Source organism: Microbacterium sp. LCT-H2 (assembly GCF_001866135.1).
Taxonomy (GTDB): Bacteria; Actinomycetota; Actinomycetes; order Actinomycetales; family Microbacteriaceae; genus Microbacterium.
Genome location: NZ_MODW01000004.1, coordinates 148,280 through 165,536, shown reverse-complemented (window position 1 = coordinate 165,536; position 17,257 = coordinate 148,280). Strand labels below are relative to the sequence as shown.

At 72.1% G+C, this 17,257-nt stretch carries 13 protein-coding genes; 4 read left to right on the top strand and 9 right to left on the bottom strand.

Translation table 11 applies throughout. The features are described 5' to 3' along the window. Positions 1-292: 292 nt before the first annotated feature. On the bottom strand, positions 293-991 hold the full coding sequence (locus BK819_RS11505; protein WP_071329263.1) for an NRDE family protein: 699 nt from the start codon (positions 989-991) through the stop codon (positions 293-295). A 93-nt stretch (positions 992-1,084) separates the two neighbouring features. Here BK819_RS11505 and coaBC point away from each other — a divergent pair, with 93 nt between their 5' ends. Next, the gene (gene coaBC / locus BK819_RS11500) at positions 1,085-2,284 is read left to right on the top strand and encodes a bifunctional phosphopantothenoylcysteine decarboxylase/phosphopantothenate--cysteine ligase CoaBC (RefSeq protein ID WP_071329421.1); all 1,200 of its coding nucleotides are present in this window, start codon (positions 1,085-1,087) and stop codon (positions 2,282-2,284) included. Positions 2,285-2,369: 85 nt separating this feature from the next. Further along, the gene (locus tag BK819_RS11495; RefSeq protein ID WP_082750120.1) at positions 2,370-4,583 is read left to right on the top strand and encodes an ATP-dependent Clp protease ATP-binding subunit; all 2,214 of its coding nucleotides are present in this window, start codon (positions 2,370-2,372) and stop codon (positions 4,581-4,583) included. 69 nt (positions 4,584-4,652) lie between these two features. On the opposite strand, the gene BK819_RS11490 is transcribed toward BK819_RS11495, so the two are convergent. Next, a complete protein-coding gene (locus BK819_RS11490) occupies positions 4,653-5,240 on the bottom strand; it encodes a nitroreductase family protein (RefSeq protein ID WP_071329262.1) in 588 nt (195 codons plus the stop codon). A gap of 103 nt (positions 5,241-5,343) precedes the next feature. Further along, positions 5,344-6,252 carry a LysR family transcriptional regulator gene (locus BK819_RS11485; RefSeq protein WP_071329261.1) on the bottom strand — a complete coding sequence of 303 codons (909 nt, stop codon included), beginning with the start codon at positions 6,250-6,252 and terminating at the stop codon, positions 5,344-5,346. A gap of 137 nt (positions 6,253-6,389) precedes the next feature. Between BK819_RS11485 and BK819_RS11480 the strand changes: the two genes are divergently transcribed. Then, entirely contained in the window at positions 6,390-9,845 is a 3,456-nt protein-coding gene (locus BK819_RS11480) for a bifunctional proline dehydrogenase/L-glutamate gamma-semialdehyde dehydrogenase (RefSeq protein WP_071329260.1), read from the top strand. An 84-nt stretch (positions 9,846-9,929) separates the two neighbouring features. Here the strand turns inward: BK819_RS11480 and BK819_RS11475 are convergent, their stop codons facing one another. From BK819_RS11475 to BK819_RS11455, 5 genes are all read right to left on the bottom strand, one after another. Next, entirely contained in the window at positions 9,930-11,012 is a 1,083-nt protein-coding gene (locus BK819_RS11475) for an ABC transporter permease (RefSeq protein ID WP_071329259.1), read from the bottom strand. Further along, complete coding sequence (locus BK819_RS11470) at positions 11,009-11,893, bottom strand: ABC transporter ATP-binding protein (RefSeq protein WP_071329420.1); 885 nt, start codon at positions 11,891-11,893, stop codon at positions 11,009-11,011. Before BK819_RS11470 ends, BK819_RS11475 begins: the two co-directional genes overlap by 4 nt. Before the next feature lie 106 nt (positions 11,894-11,999). Continuing rightward, entirely contained in the window at positions 12,000-13,181 is a 1,182-nt protein-coding gene (locus tag BK819_RS11465; protein WP_071329258.1) for a benzoate/H(+) symporter BenE family transporter, read from the bottom strand. Positions 13,182-13,219: 38 nt separating this feature from the next. Beyond that, positions 13,220-13,909, bottom strand: a complete 690-nt coding sequence (locus BK819_RS11460; RefSeq protein ID WP_071329257.1) for a response regulator transcription factor — start codon at positions 13,907-13,909, stop codon at positions 13,220-13,222. Beyond that, positions 13,906-15,159: a sensor histidine kinase gene (locus BK819_RS11455; RefSeq protein WP_071329256.1), complete on the bottom strand. Its 1,254-nt coding sequence runs from the start codon at positions 15,157-15,159 to the stop codon at positions 13,906-13,908. Before BK819_RS11455 ends, BK819_RS11460 begins: the two co-directional genes overlap by 4 nt. 79 nt (positions 15,160-15,238) lie before the next feature. Here BK819_RS11455 and BK819_RS11450 point away from each other — a divergent pair, with 79 nt between their 5' ends. Further along, on the top strand, positions 15,239-16,426 hold the full coding sequence (locus BK819_RS11450) for an MFS transporter (RefSeq protein ID WP_071329255.1): 1,188 nt from the start codon (positions 15,239-15,241) through the stop codon (positions 16,424-16,426). A gap of 15 nt (positions 16,427-16,441) precedes the next feature. On the opposite strand, the gene BK819_RS11445 is transcribed toward BK819_RS11450, so the two are convergent. Further along, on the bottom strand, positions 16,442-17,248 hold the full coding sequence (locus BK819_RS11445) for a Cof-type HAD-IIB family hydrolase (protein ID WP_071329254.1): 807 nt from the start codon (positions 17,246-17,248) through the stop codon (positions 16,442-16,444). Positions 17,249-17,257 lie beyond the last annotated feature (9 nt).

The following is a 17,257-nucleotide window of genomic DNA, read 5'->3' as shown; positions in this document are numbered from 1 at the left end:
GCGGCATTCTGGTCCCAGCCGCGCCGCGCGGGTATCGCACCGCACGTCCGCAGGGTGCTCGTCGAACCGAGGGCGCGGGCGCCCGCATCGGTGCGGGATCAGAAAGGCCCCGCGGGATGGGCGGTCGGGTGCGTTTTCGATCCTGCGCGGGATGCGGCGGGGCGGGCGGGATCAGAAAGGGACCGCAGGCGGGGTGGGGGAGCGGTTTTGATCCCGCGGCGCGAGGGGCGGAGGGGCGGAGGGGTGGAGGGGGAGAAGGGGGAGAAGGGGGAGAAGGGGGAGACAGAGGGGGTCAGTGCCAGTGGGCGGGGGAGGGGAGGGTGACGTCGCGGACGTCGACCCCGGCGGGCGTGACCGTGGCGACCGCGTAGAGGAGGGACTGCGTCGGGTAGCCGTGCGGGCGGTTGTCGCGGATGATGGCGCGGTCGTCTTCCGGGGGCAGGGCCGCTGAGGATCCGAGGAGCGCGGTCCACTCGGCCGCCCAGTCCGCGCTCGCCGCGGCGGGCCCGAGCGCCCGGAACTCCGGGAGCCACGCGGCGATGCGCGGGGTCTCCTCGTCGTCGAGGTCGTCGTGGGCGATCATGTGCGTCCCGGGCTCGATCGGGGTCTCCCGCAGCTCGGCACCGTCCCACGAGAGCACTCGCGCGCCCTCCGGACCGACCTCGAGCAGATTGAAGCCGTGCATCGGCGGCACGCCCTGCGGAGAGCGACCGGTGACCGCGGCGAGCGGAAGGGTGCCGCGGGAGACGGCCGCGGTCGCGGAGAGGTCCTGCACGTCGGCGCGGTTGAGGAGCACGGCGAGGCGTCGTTCGGCGGGGTTCACGGCGAGCCAGGCCCCACCGGCGCGGCGGTCGCGGATGCCGATCACCCCCGGATGCTCCTCGGGCCACCACTCGCCCAGGGCGTCCCACTCCCGGGCCGGGTCCTCGTCGCGGACGGCCAGCAGCCGCGCGGATCCCGCAGCCTCGACATCGATCACCACCGTGCACACGCCTCCGAGTCTAGGTCGAGGTCGGCCGAGGCGGCCGAGGTCGGATCGGTGCGCGACGACCCGGGCGTCCGCACCCTGGGGCAGAATCGAGGCGTGAACATCGTCGTCGGAGTCACGGGCGGCATCGCCGCGTACAAGACGGTGCACCTCGTGCGCCTGCTCATCAAGGCCGGTCACGACGTGACCGTCGTGCCTACGGAGGATGCGCTGCGCTTCGTGGGCCTGCCGACCTGGGAGGCACTGAGCCGGCACCCGGTGACGACGAGCGTGCACGAGGACGTCGCCCGCGTCCGGCATGTCGCCCTGGGGCAGGGGGCGGACCTCGTCGTGATCGCCCCGGCCACGGCGAACTCCCTCGCGAAGATGGCCGCGGGCCTCGCCGACGACCTCCTCGGCACGACGCTGCTCGCGACCGAGGCGCCGGTGCTCGTCGCCCCCGCGATGCACGCGGAGATGTGGCGGAACCCCGCCACGCAGGCGAACATGGCGACGCTCCGGGACCGCGGCGTGCACGTGGTCGGACCGGGCGACGGCGAGCTGGCCGGCGGCGACAGCGGCCCCGGTCGCATGGTCGAGCCGGAGGAGATCCTCGCCGCCGCCCAGGCGCTGATCACGCCGGGCGACCTCGGAGGCGTGCGGGTCGTCGTCTCGGCGGGTGGGACGAGGGAACCCATCGATCCGGTGCGCTTCCTCGGCAACCGGAGCAGCGGCCGCCAGGGAGTCGCGCTCGCGGCGGAGGCGGCGGCGCGCGGCGCGGAGGTGGCGCTCGTCGCGGCGAACGTCTCCGGGAACGTGCTCGCGGAGGCCCGCCACCCGCACATCCGGATCGTCCGGGTCGGCACGGCAGCCGAGCTGTCCGGGGCGATGAAGGAGGAGTCCGCGGCGGCCGACGTCGTGCTGATGGCGGCGGCGGTGGCCGACTATCGACCGGTCGAGGTCTCCGCCCGCAAGCTCACCAAGGACCGCGGCGGCGTCGGCACGATCGAACTCGTCGAGAACGAGGACATCGTCGCCGCGCTCGTGGACTCCCGACGGGAAGGGCAGCTCATCGTCGCGTTCGCGGCGGAGACCCCGGAGGACGAGGCCGAGCTGCTCGCCCGCGCACGCGGCAAGCAGGAGCGCAAGGGGGTCGACCTGCTGGTGGTGAACGAGGTCGGCTGGGAGCAGGGGTTCGAACGCGGCGAGAACGCCGTGCACATCCTCGGTCGCGGAGGAGCCCTGGCACGGAGCGCGGCCGGGACCAAGCGTGAGGTGGCGGCGGCCGTCTGGGACGAGGTCGCCCGCGAGAGGTGAGAGGTGGTGGAGCCGCGCACCGCCGAATGCTAAACTTGAGTCAACCAAACTCAACTTTCAGAAGGAGCATCTCCAGGAGGAGCGCATGACCACCCCGCAGACCGGATCCCCGAACCAGGAACAGCAGTCCGCCCTCGAGCAGTTCGGCATCAACCTGACCGACCGCGCCCGGGAGGGCAAGCTCGACCCCGTCATCGGACGGGACAGTGAGATCCGGCGCGTCAGCCAGGTGCTCACCCGCCGCACCAAGAACAACCCGGTGCTGATCGGTGAGCCCGGCGTCGGCAAGACCGCGGTGGTCGAAGGCCTCGCGCAGCGCATCGTCGCGGGCGACGTCGCCGAGTCCCTCAAGGACAAGGAGCTCGTCTCGCTCGACATCTCCGCGCTCGTCGCGGGTGCGATGTACCGCGGCCAGTTCGAGGAGCGTCTGAAGCAGGTGCTCAAGGAGATCACCGAGTCGGACGGCCAGGTCATCACGTTCATCGACGAGCTGCACGTGCTCATGGGCGCAGGCGGAGGCGAGGGGTCTGTCGCGGCCTCGAACATGCTCAAGCCGATGCTGGCGCGCGGCGAGCTGCGGCTCATCGGCGCCACCACGCTCAACGAGTACCGCGAGTTCATCGAGAAGGACGCCGCCCTCGAGCGGCGCTTCCAGCAGGTGTACGTCGGCGAGCCGACGGTCGAGGACACGATCGCGATCCTCCGCGGGCTCAAGGGGCGGTACGAGGCGCACCACGGGGTGACCATCTCCGACAGTGCGCTCGTGGCCGCGGCCTCCCTCTCCAACCGGTATCTGCCCGCGCGGCAGCTGCCGGACAAGGCCATCGACCTGATCGACGAGTCGATGTCGCGCCTGAAGATGGAGATCGACTCCTCTCCCGTCGAGATCGACCAGCTCAAGCGTCAGGTCGACCGGCTCAAGCTGGAGGAGCTCGCGCTCAAGCGGGAGAAGGACGCCGCGTCCAAGGAGCGCCTCGGCACCCTCCGCGAGCACCTCGTCGAGCTCGAGAAGGAGCTCGCCGGACTCGAAGCGCGGTGGGCGCGGGAGCGGCAGGGCCTGAACCGGGTCGGGGAGCTGAAGAAGCAGCTCGACGACGCGATTACCCAGCGCGACCTCGCCATGCGCAACGCCGACTACACGAAGGCGTCGAAGCTCGAGTACGAGACGATCAAGCGCCTGGAGCGCGACATCGCCGAGGCCGAGCAGGCCGAGGCCACCGCCTCGAGCGAGCCGCGCATGGTGAACGAGCAGGTCACCGAGGAAGACATCGCAGCCGTGATCGCGGCCTGGACCGGCATTCCGGTCGGGCGGCTGCTGCAGGGGGAGAGCGAGAAGCTCCTGCATCTGGAGAACGAGCTCGGCAAGCGCCTCATCGGACAGAAGGACGCCGTCAAGGCGGTGTCCGACGCGGTGCGCCGCTCGCGTGCGGGCATCAGCGATCCCGGTCGTCCCACCGGCTCGTTCCTGTTCCTCGGCCCGACCGGTGTCGGCAAGACCGAGCTGGCCAAGGCGCTCGCGCAGTTCCTCTTCGACGACGAGCACGCCATGGTGCGCATCGACATGTCGGAGTACGGCGAGAAGCACTCGGTCTCGCGGCTCGTCGGTGCCCCTCCCGGGTACGTCGGCTACGAGCAGGGCGGTCAGCTCACCGAGGCCGTGCGGCGTCGTCCGTACAGCGTGATCCTGCTCGACGAGGTCGAGAAGGCGCACCCCGAGGTGTTCGACGTGCTGCTTCAGGTGCTCGACGACGGGCGGCTGACCGACGGGCAGGGGCGCACGGTCGACTTCTCGAACGTGATCCTCATCCTGACCTCGAACCTCGGCTCGCCGATCCTCATCGACCCCGTGCTCTCCGTGGAGGAGAAGCGGGAGCAGGTGATGGCGCTCGTGCGCCAGGCGTTCCGGCCGGAGTTCCTGAACCGTCTCGACGACATCGTGATGTTCCAGGCGCTCACCGAGGACGACCTCGCGCAGATCGTGGAGCTGTCGGTCGACCAGCTGCACGACCGGCTGCGCGACCGTCGCCTCACGCTCGCGGTCACTCCCGGGGCGCGGTCGTGGCTGGCCGAGCGCGGCTACGACCCGGTGTTCGGCGCCCGCCCGCTGCGTCGCCTCATCCAGACCGAGGTGCAGAACAAGCTGGCGACCGCCCTCCTCTCGGGTGGCGTGCACGACGGCGACACCGTCCGGGTGGACGTGGCGGCCGACGGCACGGGCCTCGTGCTCACCGCGACCACCCCGGAGCCGGAGCCCGAGGACGAGGACGACGTGATCGAGGCCGAGCTGCTCGACGACTGATCGGGATCGGCAGAGACGACGAAAGGCCCGGTAGGCGTGACGCCTGCCGGGCCTTTCGTGCGTCGATGCTCAGGCGCTGAGGACGACCGTCTCCGCGATCGGACGGCGCACGCGCGGGGCGACCTCGCGCTCCTGCAGCACCTCCGGCAGAGCCTCGATGTCGCCGAACTCGCCGACGGCGATGACGGTGGCGGGGGTGAAACGGGCGTCCAGGTCGGCGAACTCGCGGACGACCTCGGGGTCGAAGCCGCTCATCTGGTGCACGACGAGGCCGTCGTGGTGGGCCTGCACGGAGAAGTGCGCCACGGCCTGGCCGAGGTCGTAGAACGCGTGGCTGATCGGCGTGCCGTCGGCGGTCGCGGTCTCGGCGATCGCGACGACGAGGACGGCCGCGTTGCCGGCCCAGGCCTGGTTGAAGCCCATCAGCGCGTCGACGATCTGGGCGTGCAGGGCAGTGCCGCGGCGGGCGACGATGAAGCGCCAGGGCTGGATGTTGTTGGCGGACGGGCTCCAGCGTGCGGCCTCGAGGGCGGTGGCGAGCTTGGCCTCGTCGATCGGGTGCTGCGCGTCATAGGCGCGGGGGCTCCAGCGGCCGGCGAGGACGTCGAGGACGGGGTGCTCGGTCGGGGCGGTGCGGTCGATGACGGGAGTGCTCACGGAAGTGCCTTTCGGACGGGGTGGGGGGTCGGACACCGTCGTCCGCGTACACGGGGGATGAACCGATGCATGTGCATGCATATTCCCGGAGATCGGAGCGGCGTCAGTCCAGGAGGTTGCGGGAGGCGGCGTCGGCGAGCGCGGCGCGGACGGCGCGGATCGACGGGGCGTCCGCGGAGACCCGCCGCGCGGAGGAGAAGATCTCCCGGCGCGGTTCCTGCGGCAGTGGTGCCAGGTCGACCGTCGGGGTGTCGCCCGCCCACACGAGCTCGGGGAGCAGCCCGACCGCGAGTCCCGCGTGGATGAGCCGGACGTGCGCGGTGAGGTCGGCCAGCTCGAAGCGCACGTCGGGCTCGAACCCGGCGGTGCGGCAGAGCTGCTCGGCCCACGCGCGGGAGGCGGTCCCGGCGGGTTCGAGCACCCACGGCTCGGCGCGGGTCGCCCACAGGGCGGCCACGGGATCGGCGGCTTCCGACGCTCCCGGGCGCCGGGCGAGGGCGATGGCGTCATGCGCGAGCACCACGCGGTCGAGATCGGCGTGGATGGGGCGCGTGTGGCCCGGATACTGCTCCGCGAGGATGAGGTCGTAGTCGCGGCTGGAGACGCCGACCAGGCCGGACTCCGGGTCGCGCTCGGTCACCTCGACGCGCAGGGCGGGGTGGCGCTCGCCGAGGGCTGCGAGGGCGCGGGGCAGCAGGGAGTGCGCGGTGGACTGGAACACCGCGAGGCGCACGGTGCCGGTCACCTCGGTGAGCGATTCGGCGACGGCGACCTGGGCGTGCTCGAGCTGATCGAGGATGCCGATGGCCTCGGCGACCAGCACATTCCCCTGCGGCGTGAACTGCACGCCGCGACCGACCCGACGCAGCAGCGGCACCCCGACATCGCGCTCCAGCGCGGCGAGCTGCTGAGACACGGAGGCCTTGCTGTAGGACAGCGCATCGGCCACGGCGGAGAGCGTGCCGCGCCGCGACAGCTCCACCAGCAGACGCAGGCGATGGACATCGAGCACGGCCGTTCCGATCGTTCGGGATGAGTGAACAGAATCCACTCGAATCGGTTGATAGACGGAGTCTACCGAGCGGCTGGACAATGATCCAGCCACACACGACACCCGGGTGTGCGAGGCCGAGGAAGGTACCCCGCTTCATGACCGTCATCGACGACACCACCCCCCGCACCGAAGAGGTCGCCGCGCTCGTGCAGCGCTGGCTCGCCGAAAGCGAGACCCACCCGGTCGAGCCCGCAGCCCAGCGCCTCTCCGAGGTGCTCAAAGACCCGAACGGTCTGGCCTTCACCGTCGGCTTCGTGGACGGCGTCATGCGTCCGGAGGATCTGCGGGTCGCCGGCCGCAAGCTCGCCGAGCTCTCCGACATCACGCCCACGCTGCTTCCCGGCTATCTCCGGGCCGCCATCAAGGCGGGCGGGTTCTGGGCGCCGAAGCTCCCGAACGTCGTTGTGCCGATCTCGCGGCGCGTGCTGCGGGCCATGGTCGGCCACCTCGTGCTCGACGCCACGCCGTCCAAGCTCGGCCCCGCGATCGCCAAGCTCCGCAAGACCGGCAACCGCCTCAACCTGAACCTCCTCGGCGAGGCCGTGCTCGGCGAGCGCGAGGCGGGACGTCGGCTGCAGGGCACGTACGACTTCCTCGCCCGTCCGGACGTCGACTACGTCTCGATCAAGGTCTCGAGCGTCGTCAGCCAGCTCTCCATGTGGTCGTTCGACGAGGCCGTCGCCGACGTCGTCGAGAAGCTCACCCCGCTGTACCGGCTCGCGGCCAAGGCCGAGGCGAAGGGGGCCCGCACCGGGACCCAGAAGTTCATCAACCTCGACATGGAGGAGTACCGCGACCTCGACCTGACGATCGCGGCCTTCACGAGCATCCTCGACCAGCCCGGCCTGGAAGACCTCGAGGCGGGCATCGTGCTGCAGGCGTACCTCCCCGATGCGCTCGGCGCCATGCAGCGTCTCCAGGAGTGGGCCGCCGCTCGCCGAGCCAAGGGCGGAGCGCCGATCAAGGTACGCGTGGTCAAGGGCGCGAACCTCGCGATGGAGGAGGTTGACGCGAAGGTGCACGGCTGGCCGCTCGCGACCTACGGCACCAAGCAGGACTCCGACACGAACTACAAGCGCGTGCTCGACTGGGCGATGACCCCCGAGCGGCTCGACGCCGTCCGCATCGGCGTCGCCGGTCACAACCTCTTCGACATCGCCTACACCTGGCTCCTCGCGAAGGCCCGTGGCGTGACCGAGGCCGTGGAGTACGAGATGCTGCTCGGCATGGCGACCGGGCAGGCCGAGGCCGTCCGCAAGGACGTCGGCCGCCTCCTGCTCTACACGCCGGTCGTCAACCCGGCGGAGTTCGACGTCGCGATCGCCTATCTCGTGCGGCGCCTCGAGGAGAACGCGAGCCCCGAGAACTTCATGTCGGCGGTGTTCGAGCTGGCCTCGAACCCGACCCTGCTCACCCGCGAACGGGAGCGCTTCGAGCGCTCTCTCGCCGCGCTCGTCGCCGACCCGTCAGTGCCGGGCCCGAACCGCACGCAGGACCGCACGGCTCCGCGCCCCGAGAACACCACGGACGGCTTCGCGAACGAGCCTGACACCGATCCCGCCCTCGCCGCGAACCGCGCGTGGGGTCGGGAGATCCTGCAGCGTTCGGTGTCCTCCACGCTCGGCCGGGACGCGATCGCCGCGGCCCGCATCGAGACCGACGCCGAGCTGGACGCCGTGTTCGCCGCCGCCACGTCCGCCGCCGGGAGATGGGCGGCGCTCCCCGCCGCCGAGCGCGCCGCCGTCCTGCACCGTGCGGGCGACGAGCTGGCCGCTCGCCGCGGCGAGCTGCTGGAGATCATGGCGCACGAGGCCGGCAAGACCATCGCCGAGGCCGACCCCGAGGTCAGCGAGGCGATCGACTTCGCGCACTACTACGCCGAGCGCGCGAAGGACCTCGAGGCCATCCCCGGTGCCGAGTTCGTGCCGTCGAAGGTGACCGTGGTCACGCCGCCGTGGAACTTCCCCGTGGCGATCCCCGCCGGCGGTGTGCTCGCCGGCCTCGCCTCCGGATCCGGTGTGATCATCAAGCCCGCGAAGCTCACCCAGCGGTGCGGTGCCGTGATGGTCGAGGCGCTGTGGGCCGCGGGCGTCCCGCGCGATCTGCTCGCCCTCGTCGACCTCGCCTCCCGCGTCCTCGGCACCCGCCTGGTCGCGAGCCCCCAGGTCGACCGGGTCATCCTCACCGGGGCCTACGAGACCGCGCAGCTCTTCCGCTCCTTCCGCGCCGACCTGCCGCTGCTCGCCGAGACCAGCGGCAAGAACGCCATCATCGTGACGCCGTCGGCCGACCTCGACCTCGCGGCCGCCGACGTCGCCCGCAGCGCGTTCGGCCACGCCGGGCAGAAGTGCTCGGCCGCGTCGCTGGCGATCCTCGTCGGGTCGGTGGCCGACTCGAAGCGCTTCGAGCGACAGCTCGTGGACGCGGTCACCTCGATGCGCGTCGGGCTTCCCGATGACCCCGCCACGCAGATGGGGCCGATCATCGAGCCCGCGAACGGCAAGCTCCTCACCGCGCTCACCACGCTCGACAAGGGCGAGCGCTGGCTCGTGGAGCCCCGGAAGCTCGACGCCGAGGGGAAGCAGTGGACGCCGGGGGTGAAGACCGGCGTGCGCGAGGGCTCGTACTTCCACCTGACCGAGTTCTTCGGACCCGTGCTCGGCATCATGCACGCGAAGGACCTCGACGAAGCCATCCGGCTGCAGAACGCCGTCGACTACGGCCTCACCGCGGGGCTGCACTCGCTGGACTCCGCCGAGGTCGCGACCTGGCTGGACCGTGTCGAGGCCGGCAACCTGTACGTGAATCGGGGCATCACCGGCGCCATCGTGCAGCGTCAGCCGTTCGGCGGGTGGAAGCGCTCGGCCGTGGGCGCCGGAGCCAAGGCCGGCGGCCCGAACTACCTCTTCGGTCTGGGCGAGTGGCGTGCGGGCGAGCTGCCCGCCGCGGCTCCGGGGGCGGCGGTGACCCCCGCCGTGACCGGGCTGCTGGAGGCGGCTGCTCCCGAGCTCGACCCCGTGGGCATCGAGTGGCTGCACCGCGCCGCGGCCGCCGATGAGCGCGCGTGGATCGACGAGTTCGGCGCCGTGAGCGACAAGTCCGGACTCGGCGTCGAGCGCAACGTGTTCCGGTACCGTCCGGTGGCCGTCGATGTGCGCATCGCCGAGGACGCGCCGTTGGCCGAGGGGGTCCGGGTGCTCGCCGCCGCCCTGCGCAGCGGCAGTCCGTTCACCCTGTCGGCCGCGTCGCTGCCGTCCCGCGTGGAGAAGGCGCTCAAGGCCCAGGGCGTGAGCGTGAAGACCGAGTCCGATGCCGCGTGGACCAAGCGCTACGCGAAGGGCGCCCGGTCGTGGCAGCGGGTGCGGCTCGTCGGTGGGGATGCCGCCGCGCTGCACACGGCCCTCGACGGCAGCCCCGACGTCGCGGTGTGGTCGCACGCCGTGACCGGAGCGGGCCGGGTCGAGATGCTCCCGTTCCTGCATGAGCAGGCCGTGTCGATCACCAACCACCGCTTCGGCAACCCCACCACCCTCTCCGACGGCCTCCTCTGACGCCGAGACCCCGGGGACACGTCGAGACCCCCTGCTGCACACGCGTGCAGCAGGGGGTCTCGGCGCGAAAGCGGGGTCTCGGGATCAGCCGCGCAGAGCCTCCACGAGCTTCACGCGCGAGCCCATCCGGAGCAGGGAGTTCTCGTAGATCTTTGCGCCGATGACGATCGCCGCGACGCAGCTCGCCAGGAGGATCGCGAGGCTCAGGAGCGGCTCCCACCACTGCGCCTCCCCGACGAAGAGACGCATGGGCATGCCGACCGGAGCCGAGAACGGCACGTAGGACATGATGGTCAGCACCAGCGGGTTGTCGTTGAACACGATCACCAGCACGTACGGCGCCATGATCAGCATCGTGATGGGGGTCGTCGTCGCGCCGATGTCCTCCTGCCGGGAGACCATGGAGGCCGCCGCCGCGAACATCGCCGCGAGCAGGATGAATCCGAACAGGAAGAACACCGCGAACCAGATGATGGGGGCGCCGAGGGTGGTCAGCACCTCCCGCTGACCCGTCACGATGAGGCCGATCGTGGCGACGGCCGCGAGGGCGAGGATCTGTCCCATCGCGAGCACCGTGTTGCCGATCACCTTGCCGGCGAGCAGCGTGCGCGCCGGGATCGCCGACAGCAGCACCTCCACGACCCGGGTCTGCTTCTCCTCGACCACGCTCTGCGCGATGGTGCCGCCGAAGGTCGCCGCGGCCATCATGAACACGAGCCCGAAGGCGATCGCGATGAAGTAGCGCAGCAGCGGGTTGGTGGTGACCGGTTCGAGGATCACGACCTCGGGGGACAGCGACAGCGCGGACACGAGCGATGAGGGCGCATCCTCCAGGGCGACGATCGTGTAGCCCGCGGCGTTGTCGCCCGGGAGCACCGCCGCGTCGACGTCGCCGTCGCGCACCAGCTCCTCGGCCTCGGCGCGGGAAGCGACCTCGGTCACCTCGACGTCGGGCAGCGCGGAGACGGCGCCCGTGGTCTCCGCGGTCACCGCGACGGGCATGGCGTCGGTGTTCTGACTCGCGAAGCCGCCGAACAGCACGCCGGCGAGGGCGAGGACGAGCAGGATGCCGGTCGAGATCAGGAACGCCTTGCTGCGGAGCTTGGAGCCGATCTCCCGCTCGGCGACCAGCCAGATCCCGTTCCGTGCGGGGGTCGAGGCGTTCACTGGATGACCTCCTTGAAGATCTGGGCGAGGGAGGGATGCTTGGGGGCGAAGCTCGCGACGTCGCCGCGCGCGACCGCCGACTGCAGCACGCGCTGGGCGGTCTCGGGGCCGTCCGCGTCGAAGAGTGCGTACCCCCCTTCGAAGTCGACGACCGTGACCCCGGGCTCGGTGCGCAGCCACCCGGCGTCGCCCGCGGAGATGAGCTCGTACCGGTCGCGGGCGTGCTCGGCGCGGAGGCCGTCCCGGGAACCGGCGGCACGGATGGTGCCCCCGGCGAGGATGACGAGGTCGTCGCAGAGACGCTCGACCACGTCGAGCTGGTGAGAGGAGAAGAGGATGGACGCGCCGCGGGCTGCGCTGGCCTGCAGGACCCCGGCGACGACGTCCACCGCGAGGGGGTCCAGGCCGGAGAAGGGCTCGTCGAGGATCAGCACCTCGGGGTCGTGCACGAGCGACGCGGCGACCTGCGCCCGCTGCTGGTTGCCCAGCGACAGCGACTCGATCGTGTCGTCGAGGCGCTCGCCGAGTCCGAGCTCCGTGAGCAGCGCGGTCGCCCGCTCCGTCGCCTGCGGCTTGCTGAACCCGTGCAGTCGGGCGAGGTAGACGATCTGCTCCCGCACCTTCATCTTCGGGTACAGGCCGCGCTCCTCGGGCATGTAGCCGAAGCGGCGGCGGTCGGCGGTGGTGAGGGGCGTCCCGTCGAGGTCGACTCGTCCACCGTCCGACGACAGCAGCCCGAGGATGATGCGCATGGTCGTGGTCTTGCCGGCGCCGTTGCCGCCGACGAAACCGGTGAGCCGGCCCGGCGCGACCGTGAACGACACGTCGTCCAGCACCCGGCGGCTGCCGTAGGTCTTGGTGATGCCGGAGAGTTCCAGCAGTCCGGTGGTCATGTCGTGGTGCTCCGTCCGATGGTGATCCGCATGATCTTCACGCTATTGAGCACGGGCGGGGTGGGGCATCCCCCGCAGGGCGGACTGCCACGGATCAGCCGCGGGGCGGACGGCCGGCGTGCAGCACCGTGCGCACGAGCAGGCCGGCGACCAGCGCCCAGAACGCCGCGCTCACCCCGAGCACGGCGATGCCGGAGGCGGCGACGAGGAACGTGACGACCGCGGGGAGGCGCTCGCCGGGGTCGTCGATCGCCTGCTGGACGGCCGCGCCGAAGGCGCCGAACAGCGCCAGCCCCGCGACCGCCGGGATCACCGCCGTCGGGGCGAGCACCACGAGTGTGGCGAACGCGGCGGAGAACGCGCCCAGCACGAGGTAGGACGCCCCGGTCGAGACCCCGGCGAGCCAGCGCCGGACGGGGTCGGGGTCGGCGTCGGGGGACGCGGCGAGGGCCGCGCTGATGGCGGCGAGGTTGATGGCGTGCCCGCCCGCCGGAGCGCCGAGGGCCGTGCCGAGACCGGTCACGAGCATCGCCGGACGCCACGGGACCTCGTAGCCGAAGCTGCGCATGATCGCGATGCCCGGCACGTTCTGCGACGCCATGGTCACGATGAACAGCGGCAGGGCGATGCCGACCAGGGCCCCGACCGTGAAGGCGGGCATCGTCAGCTCGAACCGCGGCAGGAGGGCGGCCGGGTCGACCGGGGTCCCCGCGGAGACCAGCGAGACGGCGACGACCACTGCTGCGGCGACGAAGGCCAGCGGCACGGCCCATCGGGGAGCCAGCCGGGCGAAGACCAGCCAGGTCAGCACCACCGGGAGCACGCCCCATGGGTTCGCAACCACCCCCGTGATCGGCGCGAGGCAGAGCGGCAGCAGCACTCCCGCCAGCATGGCCTGGGCGATCGACGGCGGGATCCGCGCGATCAGGGCTCCGAGCGCGGGCCAGAGCGCCGTGAGGAGGATGAGGGCCGCGGTCACGAGGAAGGCTCCGACGGCAGCGGGCCAGCCGCCCTCGACGCTGCCGGTCGCCACGAGCAGTGCGGCGCCGGGAGTGGACCACGCGGCCGTGATCGGCATCCGGTAGCGCCAGGCCAGAACGATGCAGGCGAGCCCCATCGCGAGGCTCACGGCGAGGAGTCCGCTGGCCGCCTGCGCCGGCGACGCGCCGACGGCATCGAGGCCCGTGAGCACCACCGCGAAGGTGCTCGTGAACCCCACGAGCGCCGTGACGATCCCGGCGACGATCGGACGGGACACGGGGACGGCGGCGGGCATGGCTCCGAGAGTATCGCGGGGGAGCGGTCCCCTTCCGGTCAGGCCAGCCCCATCCGATGCGCGAGCACGACGGCCTGCACGCGGTCCCTGGCACCGAGCTTCTGCAGGATGCGCGAGACGTGGGTCTTCACGGTAGCCTCCCCGATGAACAGGGCGCGGGCGATCTCGGCGTTGCTGCGGGCGTCGGCGAGCAGGGTCAGCACCTCGGACTCGCGCTCGGTCAGCGGCTCGGCGAGGACGCGGGCCGTGGGCGCCTCCGCCACCGCGCGAGCGGGAGCGGCGCCGGTCTCCGGAGTCGTGCCGGCGAAGCGGGTGAGGACCCGGCGCGTCACCTCGGGCGCCAGCATGCCGTCCCCGGCCGCGAGCGCGCGCACCGCGGAGATGAGATCCTCGGCACCCGCGTTCTTGAGGAGGAATCCGCTCGCGCCGGCTTCGAGCGCCTGATAGAGGTAGTCGTCGCGATCGAACGTCGTCACGATCGCGATCGCGGCGCTCACCGCGGGGTCGGCCACGAGACGTCGCGTCGCCTCGATCCCGTCCATGTCCGGCATCTGCACGTCCATCGTGATGACGTCAGGGCGCAGGGCGGCGGCCTGTGCGACGGCCTCCGCCCCGGTCGAGGCCTCGCCGACGACGGTGATGTCGGGCTGGGTGTCGAGGATCGTGCGGAAACCGGCGCGGAGGAGGGCGTGGTCGTCGACGAGGAGGACCCGGATCGGCGCGGTCACCGGGCGTCCTCCGGCACGGGCGCGCCGAGTGGCACCCGCGCTCGCACCCGCACCCCGCCGGGCGCGCGGGGAGCGATCTCGAACGTGCCGCCAGAGGCCGCCGCGCGCTCCCGCATACCGAGCTGGCCGAGGCCGGGACGCAGCTGGGCGATGGCACGGCCGGTGTTCACGACCTCGACTTCCACGCCGTCGTCGTCGTAGCGCACGCGCACGTCCGCGGTCGCCCCTGGCCCGGCGTGCCGACGGGCGTTGGTCAGCGACTCCTGCGCGATCCGGTACAGGTTCACCGCGACGAGCGAGGGCACCGGCACCGGATCGCCGATAACGGTGTACGCGGTGGGGAGGCCGGCCTCGGTCGATGCCTCCGCGAGGGCGGCGATGTCGTCGAGGGAGACGGTCGACGCCGGCTCGGTCGTGTCGCCGCCGGGAGTCCGCAGCGTCTCCAGCAGTTGGCGCAGCTCCTGAATCGCGTCCCGCGCGGAGGACTCGATCCCGGAGAGGATGCGCGCCGACTGGGCCGGATCGCTCTCGAGCACGAGGCGCGCGGCGCCCGCCTGCACCCCCATCACCGACACGTGGTGGGCGACGACGTCGTGCAGCTCCCGGGCGATCCGCACCCGGTCGAGTGCCACCGCCTGCGCCGCCGTGACCTCGCGCTCGCGCTCCAGTTCGCGGGTGCGCTCCTCCAGCACGGTGCGCTGCTCCGCCGCCGCCCAGGAGCGCTCGCCGAAGTAGTAAGCCCCTCCGAAGTACAAGACGTTGAGGAGGATCTGGATGAGCATGAAGGCCACATAGGGCGACATGGCACCGGCGACGACGTCCGCCTTGTCCGCCTCGCTGATGGCGTCGCGGTACATGGTGATGAGGAGCCACACGAACATGCCGACGATGATCGCGACACGGACGACCAGGGCCTTCCGGCGGTCGTTCATCCAGGCGCCGACCGTGTAGAGCGCGATGAACATCGCGATGTTGCCGACGTAGATCTCCGGTACCCGGACCGTCACCGCCGTGAAGTACGCCAGCGACACCACGACGGCCACGGTGCCGGGCCAGCGCCGACGGAACCCGAGCGGCGCCGCCACCACGACGGCGTAGACGAGGGCGGTCCACAGCGGAGCCTGTTCGTCGCCGTAGACCTGGGCGATGGAGGAGAGCGCCGCGCTGAGGATCGCGCCGACGAAGAGGACGAGCGCGAGGAGGAGGTCGCCGCGCTGGTCGCGCAGGGTCGGCGTCCGGGTGAAAGCCATCCCTCCACCGTAGGGCGGGGGTCGTCGCACGGCATCCCCCGCGCGACGGAGGCGGAGGGTGCGTCTGCCAGGATCAGGTGTGACCTCCTCGACGCGCCCGCGCCTGGCACCGCTCTACCTCGCCGGCTTCACCACCGCGTTCGGCGCGCACGGCATCGCAGCCGCCCTGGGCGCCGAGACCGAGGACATCGGCTGGACGCTGCTGGCGTTCGGCTTCACGCTCGCGCTGTACGACCTCGCCGAGGTGCTGCTGAAGCCGCTCTTCGGGGCGCTCAGCGACCGGGTCGGAGTGCGCCCGGTGGTCGTCGGCGGCCTGCTGGCCTTCGCGGCGTTCTCGGCGGTCGGATCCCTGGCCCCGGGCATGATCGGCCTCGTGATCGCGCGCTTCGGCCAGGGGGCGGCGGCCTCGGCGTTCTCCCCGGCGTCGTCCGCTGCGGTGGCGCGGCTGACGGACGAGGCGTCGCGTGGCCGGTACTTCGGCCGCTACGGCTCCTGGAAGAGTCTCGGATATGCGCTCGGCCCCCTGCTCGGTGCGGTGCTCGTGGTGGCGGGCGGGATCCCGGCGCTGTTCTGGGCCCTCGCCGTGCTCGGGCTGGCCGCGGCCGGATGGGTGCTGATCGCCGTCCCGGCCGTGCCCGTGCTGCCCCGGAAACGGGTGACCCTCGTCGACCTCGGACGTGAGCTCCTCGCCCCGGGGTTCCTCGTCCCGACCCTCGTGCTGGCGGCCACGACCGGCGCGCTCGCCGTGGCCGTCGGATTCCTGCCCCTGCTCGGCCGGGAGACCGGACTCGGCACGGTGGGCAGCATGGCGATCGTCACGGTGCTGGCGGTCGTGTCGAGCATCGTGCAGCCGCTGGTCGGATCGGCGCACGACCGCGGCCGGCTCTCGGTCCGCCTCGGCGCGGTCGGCGGGCTGCTTCTCATCGGCGTGGGCATAGGCCTCTCGGCCCTCTGGGTGACGCCTGTCGTCCTGGGCCTCACGGGCGTGCTGGTCGGCGCCGGGGTGGGGCTGGCTACGCCGGTGGCGTTCTCGCACCTCGCGGCATCGACGCCCGCGGAGCGCATGGGACGCACGATGGGCAGCGCGGAGCTGGGCCGGGAACTGGGCGACGCGGGTGGCCCGCTCGTCGCGGGGGCCGTGGCGACGGCGACGGTGCCGGCGGTCGGGATCGGCGTCATCGCGGTGCTCACGGCGGGGGCAGGCGCCCTGGCTCTCCTCGGGCTGCGACCGCCGCGTGCCGAGGCGCGTCCGAACGGGGCCGACTGACCGCGGTGGCCCGGTTCAGGGGCTGAGCAGGCGCTCGATCACGCGGGCCACGCCGTCCTCGTCGTTGGTCGCGGTGGTCTCGTCGGCGGCCTCCTGCACGACGGGTTCCGCGTGCGCCATGGCCACGCCGTGACCGGCCCAGCGGAGCATCTCGACGTCGTTGAGGGCGTCTCCGAACGCCACGACGTCGGCGCGATCGATGCCGAGGTGCGTGCAGAGGCGCGCGAGACCCGTCGCCTTCGTGACGCCCTGCGCCATGACCTCGACGAACGGGGCGCCGGACAGCGTGGCCTCGAACCCGGTGAGCCCGAGGGACCGCAGGGTCTCGAAGAGTGCGGCGGGGGCGAGCTCGGGGTGCCGGATCACGAGCTTGAGCGTCGGCGCGGCCAGCACCTCGTCCAGCGGCACGCCGCCCATCGTCGCGGGGTCGCGCTTGTGATCGGACAGCTGCGCGATCGCCGCATAGCCGTGCTGCGCCACGAACGTCTCGCCGCCCTCCCGTACGCTCGCGAAGAGCAGACCGGGGACGCTGGCGCGCAGCGCGTCGGCGAGAGTGCGGAGGGTGGCGGGCGGCAGCTCCTCGGCGAACAGCATGCGGCCCTCGGTGAGGTGCGTCGCGTACGCGCCGTTGCCGCACAGCGCCCACCCGTCGAAGCCGGCGTCGGCGGCGATCACGCGCAGGCCGATCGGCTGGCGGGCGGTGACGGGCACCACCGCGACGCCCGCATCCCGCGCGGCATCGAGCGCCGCACGGGTGCGCGGAGACACCGCGGACGAGCTGTCGAGCAGCGTGCCGTCGAGGTCGGTCGCGATCAGCCGCACGGGGTAGGT